This window comes from Geobacillus thermopakistaniensis, from assembly GCF_000498995.1.
Lineage (GTDB): Bacteria > Bacillota > Bacilli > Bacillales > Anoxybacillaceae > Geobacillus > Geobacillus thermoleovorans.
The window spans coordinates 22,268-39,022 of the sequence record NZ_AYSF01000089.1 but is presented as its reverse complement, the minus strand read 5'-3'; the positions used below and the strand labels follow the sequence as shown (position 1 = coordinate 39,022).

14 protein-coding genes and 2 tRNA genes are annotated in these 16,755 nt (G+C 52.5%); all 16 read right to left on the bottom strand.

The window, feature by feature from the left end; genetic code table 11:
* Positions 1-67: 67 nt before the first annotated feature.
* The 16 genes from hpt to mfd all read right to left on the bottom strand — a co-directional run bounded on the left by hpt (position 68) and on the right by mfd (position 16,671).
* Positions 68-613, bottom strand: coding sequence for a hypoxanthine phosphoribosyltransferase (gene hpt, locus T260_RS123640; RefSeq protein ID WP_012820458.1), 546 nt, complete (start codon positions 611-613; stop codon positions 68-70).
* A gap of 13 nt (positions 614-626) precedes the next feature.
* Complete coding sequence (tilS, locus tag T260_RS123645) at positions 627-2,021, bottom strand: tRNA lysidine(34) synthetase TilS (protein WP_023634494.1); 1,395 nt, start codon at positions 2,019-2,021, stop codon at positions 627-629.
* 68 nt (positions 2,022-2,089) lie between these two features.
* A complete protein-coding gene (gene prkT / locus T260_RS123650; RefSeq protein ID WP_023634493.1) occupies positions 2,090-3,064 on the bottom strand; it encodes a serine/threonine protein kinase PrkT in 975 nt (324 codons plus the stop codon).
* Positions 3,027-3,803, bottom strand: a complete 777-nt coding sequence (locus tag T260_RS123655) for a vWA domain-containing protein (RefSeq protein WP_020754013.1) — start codon at positions 3,801-3,803, stop codon at positions 3,027-3,029. Before T260_RS123655 ends, prkT begins: the two co-directional genes overlap by 38 nt.
* A gap of 29 nt (positions 3,804-3,832) precedes the next feature.
* Positions 3,833-6,313: a stage II sporulation protein E gene (spoIIE, locus tag T260_RS123660; RefSeq protein ID WP_011229572.1), complete on the bottom strand. Its 2,481-nt coding sequence runs from the start codon at positions 6,311-6,313 to the stop codon at positions 3,833-3,835.
* A gap of 197 nt (positions 6,314-6,510) precedes the next feature.
* Positions 6,511-6,582 (bottom strand) — tRNA-Glu (locus T260_RS123665).
* A gap of 12 nt (positions 6,583-6,594) precedes the next feature.
* Positions 6,595-6,671: transfer RNA gene (locus T260_RS123670), tRNA-Met, on the bottom strand.
* 173 nt (positions 6,672-6,844) lie between these two features.
* A complete protein-coding gene (locus tag T260_RS123675; protein WP_011229571.1) occupies positions 6,845-7,243 on the bottom strand; it encodes a S1 domain-containing RNA-binding protein in 399 nt (132 codons plus the stop codon).
* Between the two features lie 118 nt (positions 7,244-7,361).
* A complete protein-coding gene (locus tag T260_RS123680; protein ID WP_014194581.1) occupies positions 7,362-7,733 on the bottom strand; it encodes an FtsB family cell division protein in 372 nt (123 codons plus the stop codon).
* Between the two features lie 16 nt (positions 7,734-7,749).
* Complete coding sequence (yabQ, locus tag T260_RS123685; protein WP_012820453.1) at positions 7,750-8,382, bottom strand: spore cortex biosynthesis protein YabQ; 633 nt, start codon at positions 8,380-8,382, stop codon at positions 7,750-7,752.
* On the bottom strand, positions 8,379-8,684 hold the full coding sequence (gene yabP, locus T260_RS123690; protein WP_012820452.1) for a sporulation protein YabP: 306 nt from the start codon (positions 8,682-8,684) through the stop codon (positions 8,379-8,381). Before yabP ends, yabQ begins: the two co-directional genes overlap by 4 nt.
* 122 nt (positions 8,685-8,806) lie before the next feature.
* Positions 8,807-9,088, bottom strand: coding sequence for an RNA-binding S4 domain-containing protein (locus T260_RS123695; protein ID WP_012820451.1), 282 nt, complete (start codon positions 9,086-9,088; stop codon positions 8,807-8,809).
* Between the two features lie 13 nt (positions 9,089-9,101).
* Positions 9,102-10,562 carry a bifunctional methyltransferase/pyrophosphohydrolase YabN gene (gene yabN / locus T260_RS123700; RefSeq protein ID WP_014194579.1) on the bottom strand — a complete coding sequence of 487 codons (1,461 nt, stop codon included), beginning with the start codon at positions 10,560-10,562 and terminating at the stop codon, positions 9,102-9,104.
* Between the two features lie 6 nt (positions 10,563-10,568).
* The gene (locus tag T260_RS123705) at positions 10,569-12,119 is read right to left on the bottom strand and encodes a putative polysaccharide biosynthesis protein (RefSeq protein WP_023634492.1); all 1,551 of its coding nucleotides are present in this window, start codon (positions 12,117-12,119) and stop codon (positions 10,569-10,571) included.
* A gap of 273 nt (positions 12,120-12,392) precedes the next feature.
* Positions 12,393-12,929, bottom strand: coding sequence for a stage V sporulation protein T (gene spoVT, locus T260_RS123710; protein ID WP_011229564.1), 537 nt, complete (start codon positions 12,927-12,929; stop codon positions 12,393-12,395).
* Positions 12,930-13,137: 208 nt separating this feature from the next.
* Positions 13,138-16,671 carry a transcription-repair coupling factor gene (mfd, locus tag T260_RS123715; RefSeq protein ID WP_023634491.1) on the bottom strand — a complete coding sequence of 1,178 codons (3,534 nt, stop codon included), beginning with the start codon at positions 16,669-16,671 and terminating at the stop codon, positions 13,138-13,140.
* Positions 16,672-16,755: the final 84 nt, after the last annotated feature.

Sequence of the window (16,755 nt, the reverse complement as noted above, 5' to 3'; positions counted from 1 at the left end):
CTATACTCAATACTATCATAGAAATTTGTTTCAATACAAACAATTCGGCCGTCGCCCAGCAACCGTTCTACTTTTGGTACACTTCCGGCTTTAAGACGCCGATAAACGGGAGGTTGCGGTATTTTTCCGCGTAATCGAGCCCATAGCCGACGACGAATTCATCCGGGACGGTAAATCCGGTGTAATCGGCTTGAATGTCCGCCTTCCGTCCAGACGGCTTGTCAAGAAGCGTGACGATTTTGATCGAATTCGCCTTCCGGTAGCGAAACAAGTCGACCAAATAGCTGAGCGTCAGCCCACTGTCAATAATATCCTCAATGATCAAAATATCCCGTCCTTCGACGGAGGTGTTCAAGTCTTTGACGATTTTCACTTCGCCGGATGAAACGGTCGCATTGCCATAGCTTGATACGTCCATAAAATCCATTTCTAAATATGTATCAATATGTTTGAGCAAATCGGCCATAAACGGCATCGCCCCTTTGAGAACGCCGACAGCGAGCGGAAAACGGCCTTCATATTCTTTCGTTAACAAACCGCCGAGTTCTTTGACTTTTGCCTGAATTTCCTCTTCAGTGATCAACACTTTTTGAATATCGTCTTTCATCCCCATCTTATTTTTCCTCCTAGCTGTTCATCGCCTGATATTGCAGCAAAATATAGCGAGCTTGCCCACGGTTTTGCGCTTCGAAAGCCGATTTTTTCAAGCCAGGCATCCAAAGGATGCGACCGTCGGCATCTTCGACAATCGGCCAGCGATCCCTTTCCATCCGCGGAATTTTTGCTTCAATGAAAATTTCTTTCAATTTTTTCGTGCCTCCCGTCCCCTTGAGCACCATCCGGTCGCCGCGCCGACGCGTCCGCACGCGAAGCGGCAAGGAGACGGAAGCAGGATCCACGACGAACCAATCATTCCCGGCCTGCTTTCTTGGATAGTGTTCCCCAAATTCACTGATGATTGCATAGCCGTTTGGGAGGGGCAATAGCGCCGGAACCGGCAGTTCAAACCAATAGCCTTTCTCGCCGCTTTCTGCGTCAAAAGTAAACAAACAGCGGTCGTACGAGCGAATCACTTTGAGCCCTTTTGGCAAATCGATCATTCCGGAAGGGCGGCCGCGCTCACAAAGCATCAGTATATGGCCGATATGTACGGAAGTCAATGTCGGCGGAACGCCGCCATAAAGACGGAGAAGCAACAGCTGCAGCACCCGGCGCTGCAGCGGTCGCGGCAGCTCCAAAAATGGTCCGATGGAAAGCGCCGCATCGCGATGTTGTTTTTCCATTACTTTATTCAGCGCGTCCGCGGCTAATTCCTCCAAAAATTGCTCATCTTCCGCCATCATTTCGCTGTATTGCTGAAACCGCTCGTGCAGGCGCGGATTTTCCTGCCGCAGCAACGGGACAATATGATGGCGGAACCGGTTGCGCGTATAATCGTCTTTTTCATTGCTCGGATCGCGGCGTGGAGACAGCCCCATCTGCCGGCAATACGCTTCAATCTCCGCCCGGCTGACAGCCAAAAACGGACGGATGAGATAGCCGCCGTGAAACGGCCGTTTGACGGGGATACCAGCGTATCCTTTGCTTGTGCTGCCGCGCACAAGCCGCATTAAAATCGTCTCGACTTGATCGTCGCCATGATGGCCTACGGCGACGTACCCCGCTTGATGCTTTTCCATCAGTTCGGCAAAAAAGCGGTAGCGGCAGATCCGCGCCGCCTCTTGGGCGCCGAGACCTGCGCTGCGCTGAAAGGCCGGGACGTCGATTTGCGCAGTCTCACATAAAATACGGCGCTCCACGCAAAAACGTTTCACAAACTCCATCTCTTCTTCTGACTCCCGCCCACGAAACATATGGTCAACATGGGCCGCTATGACCTGAAGCTTCCATTCGTCGCGCAGCGACAAAAAAACGTGCAGCAACGCAAGCGAATCCGGGCCTCCGGAGACGCCAACGATGACGGCCGCTCCTTCTGAAAGCAGTTGATGCCTGTGGATAAAGGCGCGCACTTTGTCGATCATCCGAGCCAACCTCTTTGCGTTTCTTTCAGCTTCATCGTAACACGTCCGCCCTGTTTTCTCAAAAAAAATTACATCGCCAGCTGCCAATATATATAAAAGGCATAGGCGCCCAGCAATGCGGCGGCGATGACCAACGTTTCGACAATCCCTCTCGCTTGGCGGCGCCGTTTCACCTGCCGCCCCGACCGACGGCTTGGCACTGCCTTTCTTTCGTTTTCCGCCGATGTATGGCGGGAAGAGGCGGCCAATAAGTCGCGACGCATATCGGCCGCCTTTCGATATCGGCCGTCAAGCGCCTTTTGCAGCACCTCCTTGTATCGGGTTAAAAAGCGGTCCGTTTCGATGATGGACAACAGCTGCGCCCGACCGTCACCCTTTTTCTCAATCGGCCCCGGGCAGCAAGAAGAAATCATCACCATCGCCGCCGCAAACAAGTCGTAAGATGGCTCCGCTTTGCGCGATCCAAGCCCCCAATAGCCGCGGTCATACAGCTCAGTAAACTCTTTTACCGCCCTTCCTTGCAGCGTCGTCCCGCCCACATCAAGCAACCGAACCGACGGCGGCGACCCGGTAACGATCAAATTATCCGGCTTTAAATCCCCAAATACCCATCCTTCTTGATGAAGCCGATCAAGCACCGACAACAGCTGCATCACGAGCACGGGCGCCCATTCTTTTCCACGGCGGCGGATGAAAGCAGCGAAATTCTCCCCTTCAATATACTCCATCACATAAAACGGGATCGTCTCCCGCGCAAACGGGCTTTGCCAGTCATCGGCTTCCAGCAAAGAAGGCCCGAGGGCGGCTCCCTGGACCTTAGCAAAACGGCGCAATATATTCATTTCCGATGCCAATGACGCATAGTCATCGCTCAACTTGACGGCGACGCGAGTCCGGCCGTTCTCCGCCAAATAGACGACGCCGTTCGCCCCGCTGCCAAGCCGCCGCAGCAGCCGGTAGGAACGGCCGTGCCATTTCCCAGTGATGACCGTACCAGGCGGCAAATTACAAAGACGATTCTTCGATGTATGGCTCATCGCCATCGCCGATCCAGCTCCTTAACGACCGTTTACGCTCAAAATAGGCGATTGCCTCACGCAGCGCCGGTCCGGTCGGCGTCAGCCCGCCCGACGCCAATTTCGGAAAGATAGTGGACAACTCTTCAATCCTTGGCGTCCAGTCGATCATTTTTTCGGCGTGCGCCCGTTTTCCCGGGAAGATGAACACCGAAAAGCGGTTTTCGCCCATGCGCGCATTTAAGCTGAGCGATAAATCGATGAGCGCCTCTTTGACGGTCGGCAGTTTTGTTTTCATGCTCCCGCTCGTATCGATCAAAATGAGCACATCAAGGGCAACCGTTTCCCCGAGTTCATCGACGACTTCCATCACTTGGCCGCGCTTGTCCGGCGGCAAGTCCTCAAGCGAAACGTCAGAACCAAAGATTTGTTTCAACTCGCGATTGACGAGCCCTTGCAACGTCTGAGTCATCGCTTGGCGCGTCACCATTTGCACGGTTTGCGACAGCTGTTTCGCGTACACGACTTGGCTCATCCCGCCGCCAGCCGCGGCGATCGCTTCAATTTCCCGCCGTCCGTTTTCATCCATCGCACCTTGGTCCAAGATGCCGATCACGTTCACCGTAATGCCTTGCTCACGGGCTAGCGCCGCCATGGCGGCTGGGTCCTCACCATGGTTGGAGCAGCCATCGGTAATGAGCAAAATTTGCCGCAACGTTCCCTTTCGCACGTTCGTTCCCCTCCTTGGCGAATGTATTACCATCATCGCCGCAGGGGAACGTTTTTATACGCTAGCTATTGCGCCTTTTTCATATACATGTATGCCGGAATCGTCGCCCATTTCGGCGTATTGTGCCGAACTTTGGCGACAACGACGGTCATATCGTCTTCAATCTCGCCGCCGCATTGGCGGATCACTTCTTCCATGATCAAATCGGCGACTTCCTGCGGGTCGTTCGTCTTTAATTCTTGAATTTTCCGCTTCATCCAAACATCATGGTTTTCGACGTTCATCGGCCCTTCAAACACACCATCGCTCATCATAATGAGCAAGTCGCCCGATTTCAGCTGCTCGGTGACAACGTCAAATTCCACTTCTTTAATGATGCCCATCGGCAAGTTGCTCGCTTCCACTTTCATCACCTTGTCACCGCGCTTAATAAAGCTTGGCGTCGATCCGATTTTCAAAAACTTCGTCGCCGCGTTTTGCAAGTCGATGATGGCCAAATCCAGCGTCGCATACATGTCTTCTGTCGTCCGCAATGCCAAAATCGAATTGATCGATTTGATGGCAATCGACTCGTCCATTCCCGTCTGCAAAATCTTTTGCAACAGGCGCAGCGTCTCGCGGCTTTCGTCATGCGCCCGCTCCCCATTGCCCATGCCATCGCTGATGGCAACGGCGTACTTGCCGGTAGCAAGTTCAATCGTTGCATAACTGTCGCCAGAAATGAACCCCCCTCCTTTGGCGGCAAACGCGACGCCCGTTTCGACGACGAACGCTTTCGTCGAGCCGAAGGCGACGCGGCAGTAGCCGTTCGGGTAGGCGGCGCACTCTTCGCGCTTGACGACGATCGTCTCTCCCAAAATATCTGACAGCATCGGCGCAATCAGTTTTTCGCACTCACCCCGCCCTTCGCAGTAAGGAATGCTCATTTCAATATCGATATTTCCTTTTTCCAAACTGTAAATGTCGACATGGCCCACTTCGATGCCAAACTCTTGCAGCGCATGGTAAATTTGTTCTTCCTGCAAATAATGGTTTTCCTGTTCTTTCTGCATTTCTTTGGCGAAATCGTCCATCACTTGCGAAACGCCCAACAGCTGTTCAGCGACAAGCTTCCGGCTTTCGTGGATTTGCCGTTTGAGCTTGCGGTTTGCTTGATAAGCAACCATCTCTTTTTCAATCGCGTCGACGACTTTGCCGGCCTTGACGCAATACCGCTCCCACTCGCGCAGCAACTGATGGTTTTGCGACAATGTTTTTTCGTCCGCCTCGCCCATCATTTGCTTCATGTACGCATAGGTTGTACGAAAGTTGTCCGCCCAGCATTGCGTCTTCTTAAAGCACGTTTGGCACGTTTTTTCCGTGATGTCGCTCAAAAAATAGTCGACTTCACGGTCGCTGTATTCATTAGCATCCGGAAGCGGTTCGGGCGAAAAGCTTTCCGCCAGCGCCTGAAAGACGTTGGAAAACTGCGAGACGCGTTGCACCGTCATATCGCGGATTTTCCGGACGTATTGTTGTTGCTCATTTATATATTCTGCCGTGCCGGGAATGTATTTGGCGATTTTCTCCGTCAGTGAACGGGATGTACCAAAAAACAGCATAATTGCGATGCCGGATTCAAACAGCGTCGGCACAAGCTCACTCTTCCCTTCGCCGTATAAACCAAGCAACAGCGTCGCGACGAGGAGGCCGAACGCCACCCCAAGTTTTTTCCCTTCCCTCAGCAACCCGCCAAGCAGCCCGGCGAAAGCAAGCAAACTCATTTCCGACAAGTTGCCGACATTTGCCAAGCTCAGTACAAGCCCGGTGACAACGCCGACGGTGGAGCCGGTCGCCGCTCCGGCGACAAACGCGAACAACAAAACGAGGTAGCGCGACATCACATGCTCAAGCGACAAACCGTACACAGCCCAACCGATCATCCCGGTCAACATCGAGGCGAGCAAAATGATCAACGAAATGATCTCTTCCGCTCGCAACGCATGTTTATGCTTCTGCACTGTCAACAACGGGATGCTTTGCATAAAAATCAAGGTCAATACAAGCGACAGCCCGGCTTCGACGACCGCCATGGCGGCGCCGTAGACCGATCGCTCTCCGAGCCAATAATAGGAGATCAGCCATTTGGCGGAAAGAGACAGCACAAACACAACAAATGGAACGATTTTCAGTGACTCACTGATCACCCTCCGCACCCATCCGTAAATAAAGAGAAAGCCAAAAATGGAAACGCCGACAAACAGCGCCACATCAAGCGACAGCGTCAAAGCACCGGCCAACAGCGAGATCAACGCAAAAGCGGCCTTGTCGCGGCGCAGCATATAGACCGAAACGAAAAATGGCAAAGCGAACGGGGTCAGCTTCGATAAAATCAATGCTCGTCCAAGCAAAAAGCCGACAAGAAGAAGCAAAAAGCCTTGATGGATGAACAGATGACCGAGGCGCAGCTTCACATGGCGCATCCAGCGCGACACCGTTGCTTGCGTGTCATGAATCGGCACTTCCGAAATGCTGCGGCGCACCGTCCCTCTTTCTACTCTTTCCATTCCCGATCCTCTCCTTTACCTTTCTATTACCCCCTATTATATCGCTTGAATTGTCAGAAATTTGTCAAAACCACAGAGAAAAATAAAAAATCGTTCGACGTTTTCCACGGCAAAACGCGGTCAACAGGCTTGTTCCGACAGAAAGAGACAAAAAAGAAAAACGAGCATGTCGCTTGATGGCGCATGCTCGTTTGCGATGACCCGTACGGGATTCGAACCCGTGTTACCGCCGTGAAAGGGCGGTGTCTTAACCACTTGACCAACGGGCCATTTTGGATTGTTGGTGGCGGTGGAGGGGATCGAACCCCCGACCTCACGGGTATGAACCGTACGCTCTAGCCAGCTGAGCTACACCGCCGTGTGACAACAGTTTATATCATAACGGAGGAGATGACGATTGTCAATACATATAGGCGGAAAATGCAGAGGGGAAATATATCCTCTTATTCCATACAGAAACAAAAAAGCATCCATAGCGACGGATGCTTGTTTCCGAATTTGTCATCCTTCAAACAATCTTTCAGCAGCAAGTTACCCTCGTCTCGCTCCACGACCTCCCCGCTTCGACTCCGTATGACGGCGCAGCGATGCCAATCGGTCTTCACTCTCTTTTAAGAATCGGCTGATTTTTTGTTCTAAGCTGTCCGCCGCGGAGCGGTCGTTTGTCCGATGGCGCGGCCGCTGCGAAGAAGGCGTGTCTTTTGCTTTGCGAATGGACAGGCCGATTTTTCCATCTTGACCGACGTTGATGACTTTGACATACACCATATCGCCGACTTTCAGATGATCGTTGATGTCTTTGACATAGTTATCGGCTACCTCGCTAATGTGAACGAGTCCTGTGACCCCCTCCGGCAGCTCCACAAACGCCCCAAATTTCGTAATGCCCGTGACCTTGCCTTGTAACTTGCTGCCTACTTCAATCGACATAAAAAAAGTGCTCCTCCTTAAAACGCTTTAAAGATGGTGTTTTTTTTATTATAGCGAATGAAAAAAATGCGTGTCAATATGACGAATGCCCATAGAAAACGGGCATTCGCAGGCAAAATTATTTTTCCGGCAAGACGAAAATAATTTCTCCATCTTTCGATAAGTAATATTTTTTCCGCGCCAGCTCGGCGATATAGTCATCATCATGCAACTTTTTCATTTCCTCTTTCAGTTGCTTTTCCTTCCGTTCAAGCTCCGCAAGCTGCTCTTTCAGCTTTTGCTGTTCCGCCGTTTTTGCATCGATCGCCTTCGCTTGCGAGTGCAAGGTGTAGACAAGAGCGGAGGCGAATATCGCAAACAACAACGACCAGACAACCAAACGGACAGCGACAACCCGCCGTCTTCTCGCCGCCTTCTGCTTTTTCTCCTCATGCTCCGCTATGTACGTCGACGACAGCTTCGTCACATTCGTTCTCCGGGGCACGTTCATCGCGTTTACACCTCTTTTACTCGCGCCATTTCGCAAACCACATGCTTATTTTCTCTTTTGTATTCTTGATTTGTCCAGCAAATCCTTTTAAACGTCGAAAAAATTTTTCCACCCCGGCTCGTCTTTGCGGCGGCACCCGCCGCCAAATCATGATGCCCGTCCAACGCAGCGGAGCAAGCAAAAGGCGGATCATCTTCCAAACAGCCAGCAGCACAAACCGAACGATCCACAACAAAAGCCGCCAAGCGAACAATAGAAGTGCCAGCGCCATTTGCCCAAGGAGGATGAGCGGGCGCATGACCATGAGGCGGAACAGCTGAACGAGCGTCTGTCCGAGTCTTACCGCCAGCCCAATGAACCACTCGAGCACCCGAACATAAAAGGAGCGGAGCAAGCTTTGATAAGCGGCATATCCGCATAAAAGCGCGAGAAACAAATAAAAGCGAAGCTCGCCTTCATTGACGAAAAGAAGCACATAAAACACGATGAGCGCCTGCACCGCCCAAAACAGCACGTCATTCACAAAGACGAGCCAGTGCGCCCGCTCATGCCGTTTCAACATCCGGCTGTACGTATCCCACGCCAGGCCAAGCCAGCCGCCCATGCCAATCATCGCCAGCATGGTGTACAGCTGTATGCTGACATTCATTTGAACAACTTGCTAAAGAATCCTTTAGCCTTCTCCTGATGGTCATCTAAATAAACGAGGTCGAAAATGCGCCCTTTAATCGAAACAACGCCTTTGTCGACATCTAAGTTTTTCATCTGCAAGTTTTGCCCGCGGATGGCCAAAAAGCCCATGACCGTCTCAAGCAAAAACTCCTCGTTGTCAAAGCTCTCGACTTGTTTCACCCCGGTGATGTCAAGAAGGCGCCGGCCGCGCATGATCACATCATGTTCCTGGACCGGACCTTTGTTCGTGCTTCCGCCAAATTCATCGTGTCGACTCATGTTCATCCCCCGCATTTCCATTTAGTATAGAAAGCCGGCAAGGCCAACCGCCTTTTCTCATCCGTTGTTTGTACCATATGTATGTCAGCGGGGGATGGTTTAGAACAAGCCTGCAGGACAAATTAGACGTCGTCTTGTTCCGGCGCCGGGGTGGTCCGTTCTTCGCGGATCAATTCGTACAGCCCGGTTGCCTCCTCTTTTTTCGTTGTTTCTTTTAGATCCGTCACTTTTACCGTTACCCGCTTTTGCCCAAATTGAATCGTCAATTCATCGCCGACTTTCACATCGGAGCTCGCTTTGGCGACATGGCCGTTGATCCACACTCTCCCTTGATCGGCGATTTCCTTCGCCAACGTGCGGCGTTTGATGAGGCGGGACACTTTTAAAAATTTATCAAGGCGCATTGCATGATCCCCCTTACCGTTCGTTTTCTTTGGCTTCTTCCCAAAAACGATCGAGTTCGGCAAGCGAAAACGAGGTGATCGACCGGCCGCTTTTTCGCACTTGTTCCTCGATATAAGCGAAACGGCGGGCAAATTTGTCGTTGGCCATTTGCAACGCTTCTTCCGGTTGAATCCCGTAATAACGGGCAAGGTTGATGAGCGCGAACAATAGATCGCCAAACTCGCCGACAAGCCGATCGCGACGGCCGCCGGACGTTTCGGCTCGAAACTCGGCCATTTCTTCTTCGACTTTTTGCCATATCGGCGCGGCATCATCCCAGTCAAACCCGACTTTCGCCGCTCGTTTCTGCAGCTCGTACGCCCGCATCGTCCCCGGCAGACTTTTCGGAATGTCGGCAAGAATCGATTCCGAAAGCCCGCCTCCTTTTTCTTTCTCCTTGATCTTCTCCCAGTTGGCAACGACTTGTTCGGCCGTCTCGGCCGTGACATCGCCAAACACATGCGGGTGGCGTCGGATCATTTTCGCCGTCAGCGTGCGGATGACGTCGTCGATCGAAAACAACCCTCGGTCGGCGCCGATTTGCGCATGGAGCATTACTTGCAGCAATACGTCGCCGAGCTCCTCGACCATATGATCATCGTCACCCTCGTCAATCGCCTCGAGCAGCTCATACGCCTCCTCAAGCAAATAGCGCTTCAGCGACGCATGCGTCTGCTTCCGATCCCATGGACAGCCGTTCGGCCCTCTCAGCGTGGCGATGACGCGGCGCAGCGTCTCAAACCGGTGGTAAAGCAACGGCTCGTCCTTCACCGGCGGCACGTAGACGCTTGTCAAGTTGTCAAGCCCCGTCTCGCGGTCCAACTCATAAAGCGGCACGCGCTTTACTTGCTCGTCCTTCGTGCCTGCCGCGGTGACAATGTAGATCGGGTAATCGTCGGGAAGCTGCTCCATCAAAGAAAGCTTCACGTTTGAGGCCACAAACGAATCGTACACTTGACAAAAAACAGCATGCAGTGAAGGCGACCATTCTTCTCCTCGAAAAGTCGTCGCATCAAGCAACTGAAACCCTTCAATTGGATCGATGCGCACCGCCGTAAACAGCGCATCCAAAAAGCTTTGACCACCTTCGATAACGATTCGGCAGACGCCGCGCCGCTCAGCTTCGAAAAGAAGTTGCACCGTCCGCTCGGCAACAAGCGGATGGCCGGGAACAGCGTAAAACACATCGCCGCGCTTCGCCTGTTCCGTCAATCGATCGACGATGTCAGCGTACACATCCGCAAACTGCTCGTGTTTTTCATACACTTCATCAAATGACGTAAACGCAATCCCTTCCTCCGTAAGCCATTTGACCACCGGGTGTTCTTTCGTCCGCAAAAAGAGCGGATGCGCCCGCTTTAGCTTTCGGTACACACCGATCGGCAGCTGTTTTACATCTCCGGCGCCGAGGCCGAACACATAAATCGTATTCATCGCCGATCACCTGCCTCCTAATCGTAGACGGAATTTATTAGCCAATGGGAAAGCTTCCAACTCCTGTTCAGAAAAAACATGTCCTTTCACAATACACGCAAGGTAAACGACAGCACCGATGGCAACGCCGCCAAGCGCCTCGGCAGCCGCCCATAGCCGCCCCTCGCTCGAGCTGTCCATCAGCCACCTATACCCATGCAAGACGACGGCCATCATAGCGGCCGCTTTCACGGTTGGGTACATGTATTTCCGGCCCGCCGTCCGATATTCACGCGGCAAAAAGGCGCATAAAAAGCCTGCCATGAGCGCATAAGCACCCGTCGTCGCCGCGGCGGCGCCAAGCGCTCCAAACCGCGGAGCAAGCCAATGCATAAGCGCGGCCTTCCCCGCCACTGCCAACGCCACGCCGGCAGCGGCCGTCCATTCCCTCCCCATTCCTTGCAATAATGCAGAGGCGGTCAACGCGATCGTAGTAAAAAAGACAGAGGAGGACAAGACGGCGAGAACCGACGAACCGTAGTCATTCTCGAACAACATCGCATTGATCGGTCGAATGAGGCAAATGAGCCCTAACGAAGCACCAAGCCCAATGACAACGGCAAGCCGGATGGACAGCGCTCCATAGGCGAAAACGGCACCTTGGCGGCGCGCTCCGGAAAGAAGTGGAACAAGCGCCAATGAAAACGACGTGCCGACGACCGTGCCGAGCTGAATGAGCGGCTGACCGCGGTCGTACACTCCTTTTAGCCGCTGCACCTCATCGAGCCTTGCCCCCGCTTCCTGTAGAAGCGGAACGAATAAAAATGAATCGACGAGTGGAATCAGCGTCAACGCCATATTCGTCAAGCAAATGACCGTCCCCGCCGTCAATAAACGCCGGCCCACCTGTCGATCCCAAGCTGGCGGCGTGCGGCCCGACGTTTTTAGCCGCCGACGCCGGGACAGGAAGAAAAGCAAAATGAAAAGCGCCGCCGCCATGCCTACTAGCGTCCCTGCGACCGCTGCCATGCCGCAAGCATAGACGTCGGCGCCGCGCTGCACCGCTCCATACGACAGCCCTAAAATCGCCGTCACCCGGACGAATTGCTCGCCAACTTGGGACGCCGCTGTCGGCGTCATATCATGCCGCCCTTGGAAATAGCCACGCAACAATGCGATGGGCGGAAACAGCAAAAACGAAAATGAAAGCAAGCGCACGAGCGGCGTAAGCCGTCCATCGCCCATCGCCGAGGCAATCACCCCCGCCCCTAGATACAGCGAAGCAAACAGGATGACGCCAAGGACGCTTAACACCAACAAGGCGACGCGCACACTAGCGGCAGCGCCCGCTTCATCCTGTCCCGCCAACCGCTCGGCGACAAGCTTCGAGACGGCAACCGGGTAGCCGGTCAGCGAGAGTGCGACGACGATGCCATAAATCGGGTACACTTGTTGGTAAATATAAAAACCAATGTCCCCGACCATATTTTGATACGGAACACGGTACAAAGCGCTTAATAGTTTCGCGGCCAAAGCGGCGGCCGTTAAGATCGCCGCCCCTTTCCATACGTTTCCCATCCAGTTTCTCCCCTCGCATAGACAACCCACTCAACCTAGACGCCGGAGGGCGATAGAAGCCGCCAAGCGCCATTATGGCTACGCTCGATATTATAGCGCAACTTCCGCCTGTTGGACAAAGGTGATGGTCAACTCGCACGGCTTCATGCGCTGTTCCGCAAGCCAAGCGGACGAAAAAGCAGGATGTGGAAGCGATTCCGGGATTCAAGGCATCTCGCCCCCATTTGCCGGGCGGAAAAAAAGGCAGCCTGTGAAGCTGCCTTGTTGTTTCGCCTATTGTTCCATTTGTCGAGCCAAAAAGCTGGCGGCTGTTTCTACTGCTTTATGCTCCACTTCACCAAGCGTTTTCTCGCGCGATAAAATGATGACTGCTCCGATCGGATCGCCGTTGGCGACAATCGGGCCGATCGTATACGACTTCAACGTTTCCGTCATCCCGTCAACGAGCTCGACTTCCCCTTCCTCCGTATGGAGGATGGAATTGCGGTCTTCCATGGCTTTTTCCACCAACGGGCTGACGCTTTTGTTCATATACTCTTTTTTCGAAACGCCGGCGACAGCGATGTATACATCGCGGTCGCAAATGAGCACAGGCTGGCCGAGGCTGTCAAACAGCGCTTCGGCGTACTCTTTGGCAAAGTCGCCTAATTCACTGATCGGCGAATATTTTTTCAAAATGACTTCTCCATCGCGGTCAACAAATATTTCGAGCGGATCTCCTTCGCGAATGCGCAACGTTCTGCGAATTTCCTTCGGAATGACAACTCTCCCTAAATCATCAATGCGACGAACAATACCGGTTGCTTTCATGCCTTGTATACCCTCACTTTCATCTAGGATTTGAAGGATACTCCGATGAACCCTTTCAATGGGGAATTCACCATTGTTGTCATTAGTATCCTTCACAATCCACGTTCTATACGTGATGAAAGTGATTTTGGCCATTTTAGATAAAATTGCCCATCCTTCATTATCGCCACATGCAGGAAACGATAAACATCATAAAACTTTTTCTTGATTATGCCGTCACCGACTTCTCATTTTCCACCCCAGACAGCCGCCGCAGCGTCTCCTCTAAAATCATCAGCCACTCGTGCGGCTTCATTTCCTTGATATAGAGCACAATTTTCAGCTTCGCTCCGTCCATGCCAAACCCGAATAAGCGGCCATGCCGGCGTCCGATGTCAGATAGACGCTGGATTTCCACCGTTTTCGATGCCTGTTCAGTAAACAAGATGTCAATTTGCTGCTTATGTTGCTTCATCGATTCGACGCCAAGCTGCTTGGCCAACACCTTCAACTCAGCAATTTGGAACAAATACGCAACTTCATCTGGATAATCGCCGAAGCGGTCGACCATTTCCTCACGCAGCGCCTCAACGTCTTCGAGCGTCTCCACTGCCTTAAATCGCTTGTACATCTCGATCTTTTGCAACTCGTCTGCAATGTATGTGCTCGGAATATAGGCGTCGACTTCGACATCGATGACGACATCCGGCCGCTCGTCTTCTCGCTTGATGCCGCGCCGTTTCTCGATCGCTTCTTTCAACATTTGCGAATACAAATCGAATCCGACCGAGTCGATAAAGCCGTGCTGTTCGGCGCCGAGAATGTTGCCCGCGCCGCGGATCGACAAATCGCGCATGGCAATTTTAAAACCAGAGCCGAGCTCGGTAAACTCTTTAATGGCTTGCAGCCGCTTTTCTGCCGCTTCATTGAGCACTTTATCTTTCCGATAGGTGAAATACGCATAAGCGACGCGGTTGGAGCGGCCGACGCGCCCGCGCAGCTGATACAGCTGCGACAATCCCATCCGGTCGGCGTCATAGACGATAAGCGTGTTGACATTCGGAATATCGATGCCCGTTTCAATGATCGTCGTCGTCACCAGCACATCGTATTGCCCTTCCAAAAACGCCAAAATCGTCGATTCGAGCTCCGTTTCCGACATGCGACCATGCACGTAAGTGACGCGCGCTTCCGGGACAAGCTGTGCGATTTCTTCCGCTTTCAAGTCGATATCTTCAATATGGTTGTAAAGGAAAAACACCTGCCCGTCGCGGGCGAGCTCACGTTCAATCGCCTCTTTGACGAGTTCGGGCGTATATTCCATGACATACGTTTGCACCGGGAATCGGTTTTCAGGCGGCGTCTCGATGATCGACAAATCGCGCACGCCGATCATCGACATATGCAACGTACGCGGAATCGGCGTCGCCGTTAAGGTGAGCACGTCGATGTTCGCCTTCAGCTGCTTAATTTTTTCTTTATGCGCCACGCCAAACCGTTGCTCCTCGTCGATAATGAGCAAGCCTAAATCTTTAAACTTCACGTCTTTCGACAGCAGCCGATGCGTTCCAATGACCATATCGATCGTCCCATCTTTTAGCCCTTTGATGATCTCGGCTTGTTGCTTTTTCGTCCGGAAGCGGTTCAACAGTCCGACGTTGATTGGGAACCCTTGAAACCGTTCGCGCACCGTTTCGTAATGCTGTTGGGCCAAAATCGTGGTCGGCACAAGAAAGGCCACTTGTTTGCCGTCCATAATGGCTTTAAACGCCGCCCGCAACGCCACTTCCGTCTTCCCGTAGCCGACGTCGCCGCAAAGGAGGCGGTCCATCGGTTTGTCGCTCTCCATATCACGCTTAATTTCCTCAATCGACCGAAGCTGATCTTCCGTCTCTTGATACGGAAACGCCGCTTCAAATTCGCGCTGCATCTCGGTGTCCGGCGAAAACGCATATCCTTTGCTTGCCTCACGCTCGGCGTACAGCTTGATTAAATCTTCAGCAATATCCTGGACGGATGATTCCACTTTCTTTTTGACCTTTTTCCATTCCGAACCGCCTAGTTTGTAAATTTTTGGTTCTTTTCCTTCCGAGCCGACGTATTTTTGCACTTGATCCATTTGGTCGACCGGAACATACAGCGTATCGCCGCCTTGGTACTGGATATGAATATAGTCTTTATGCACCCCGTTGATTTCTAACGTCTCGATGCCTAAATATTTCCCGATGCCATGGTTGACATGGACGACGTAGTCGCCGACTTGCAATTCGGCGTAGCTTTTGATCCGCTCGGCGTTGGACAGCTTTTGCCGGCGCACCGGGCGTTTGACCCGTTTTTTGAACAACTCTTCTTCTGTGATGACGGCAATTTTTTGCAACGGCAATTCAAACCCGGTATTTAAATCTCCTTCAAGGAGCTGGCATTTGCCATGCAGCAAAGCCGCATCGCGCGCGAGCGGCAGCGCGTCAATCTCATAATCTTGAAGCAATGATTGCAGCTTTTTCACCCGCTCTGCATTCGGCGCCAAAAAGACGACCGCATAGTTTGCCTTTTTCCACCGCTCGACTTCGGATTGAAGAAGCGCCATTTGCCCATGGAAGTTTTGCATTTGTTTGCACGTAATATTGACGACGTTTTGTGGGTGGGCATACGGAACATGGCGCAAAAACAACGATAAGTATACCCGCTGGAATCGATGTTTTTGCAATAATTCAGAAAACGAATGCGAAAGCGGCACGCCATGAATCATTTTCCCACTGTCAAGCAAACTCGTATACCATTCCGCCTCTTCGCGGTCCAACCGTTCCGCCGCCTCTTGCAGCCGGCTCATTTCATCCATGAGCAGCACGCCGTCTTCTGGCAGGTAATCTAGCAAACTCGCAACCTTTTCATAAAAAAGGGACATATATTTATATTGTTGCTCGATTTCCTGCCCCTCGCGCAATTGCTCAAGCTCAGCGTGAATATGTTCATACATCCGCTGTTTGGCGGCCTCATCTTTCATCGTCTCCAAACTCGACGCAAGCCCCGCTTCAATCCGCTCGATTCCTCGGCACCGCGTCTCACCATCGAGAATGATTTCATCGGCCGGCCCGATCATGATGCGCTCGATTTGCCCTTGCGAACGTTGGTCGTCAGGGGTGAACGTCCGAATCGATTCGATTTCCGTATCAAACAGCTCGATGCGGTACGGAAGCTCAGCGGTCAATGGATAAATGTCGATGATGCCGCCGCGGACGCTGAACTCTCCGGGGGCGGAAACGGTGCCGACCCGTTTGTACCCCATTTGCACAAACTTCTGTTTACAACGTTCTACATCGAACTCTTGTCCAACGGAGAAGGTGAACAAATACTGCTTCCAAAGCGACGGCGGCGGCAACAAACGCCGCAAGCCGGCGACCGGGCAGACGACGACTCCTTTTCCGCCTTGCGCCCAATGGTTCATAATCTCTAGGCGCTGTGCCTTCAGCTCCGGGCTGGCGACCGCCATCTCAGCGGCGATCACTTCGTTTACTGAATAAAGGAACACGTCTTCCGGCCCGAGCAACGAAACGAGATCGTCATACATTTTTTGCGCCTGAAACAAATTGTGAGAGACGACTAACAGCGGCCGGCCTGTCTCCTTGTAAAGCGTGGAAATAAAAACAGACCGGGCCGATCCGGACAGCCCGGCGACAAGCTGTTCCTTCAAACGGACATGGAGCCCCTCGATGATCGTACGGACATCTTGGTTTTCAGCTAAATAGCGATGCAACGAAAGCACCCCTATTCTCCCTCCTCTCAACGCCAGTTTCTTTCCGTTTCATTGGCCTGGCGCAAACACAAAAACGCTTTGGTCGCCCAAAGC

What these genes read in the sequence shown, in the direction of transcription:
- hpt (WP_012820458.1), bottom strand. Translation starts at nt 613, where the DNA reads ATGGGGATGAAAGACGATATTCAAAAAGTGTTGATCACTGAAGAGGAA.
- tilS (WP_023634494.1), bottom strand. Translation starts at nt 2,021, where the DNA reads ATGATCGACAAAGTGCGCGCCTTTATCCACAGGCATCAACTGCTTTCA.
- prkT (WP_023634493.1), bottom strand. Translation starts at nt 3,064, where the DNA reads ATGGCGATGAGCCATACATCGAAGAATCGTCTTTGTAATTTGCCGCCT.
- T260_RS123655 (WP_020754013.1), bottom strand. Translation starts at nt 3,803, where the DNA reads ATGATGGTAATACATTCGCCAAGGAGGGGAACGAACGTGCGAAAGGGA.
- spoIIE (WP_011229572.1), bottom strand. Translation starts at nt 6,313, where the DNA reads ATGGAAAGAGTAGAAAGAGGGACGGTGCGCCGCAGCATTTCGGAAGTG.
- T260_RS123675 (WP_011229571.1), bottom strand. Translation starts at nt 7,243, where the DNA reads ATGTCGATTGAAGTAGGCAGCAAGTTACAAGGCAAGGTCACGGGCATT.
- T260_RS123680 (WP_014194581.1), bottom strand. Translation starts at nt 7,733, where the DNA reads ATGAACGTGCCCCGGAGAACGAATGTGACGAAGCTGTCGTCGACGTAC.
- yabQ (WP_012820453.1), bottom strand. Translation starts at nt 8,382, where the DNA reads ATGAATGTCAGCATACAGCTGTACACCATGCTGGCGATGATTGGCATG.
- yabP (WP_012820452.1), bottom strand. Translation starts at nt 8,684, where the DNA reads ATGAGTCGACACGATGAATTTGGCGGAAGCACGAACAAAGGTCCGGTC.
- T260_RS123695 (WP_012820451.1), bottom strand. Translation starts at nt 9,088, where the DNA reads ATGCGCCTTGATAAATTTTTAAAAGTGTCCCGCCTCATCAAACGCCGC.
- yabN (WP_014194579.1), bottom strand. Translation starts at nt 10,562, where the DNA reads ATGAATACGATTTATGTGTTCGGCCTCGGCGCCGGAGATGTAAAACAG.
- T260_RS123705 (WP_023634492.1), bottom strand. Translation starts at nt 12,119, where the DNA reads ATGGGAAACGTATGGAAAGGGGCGGCGATCTTAACGGCCGCCGCTTTG.
- spoVT (WP_011229564.1), bottom strand. Translation starts at nt 12,929, where the DNA reads ATGAAAGCAACCGGTATTGTTCGTCGCATTGATGATTTAGGGAGAGTT.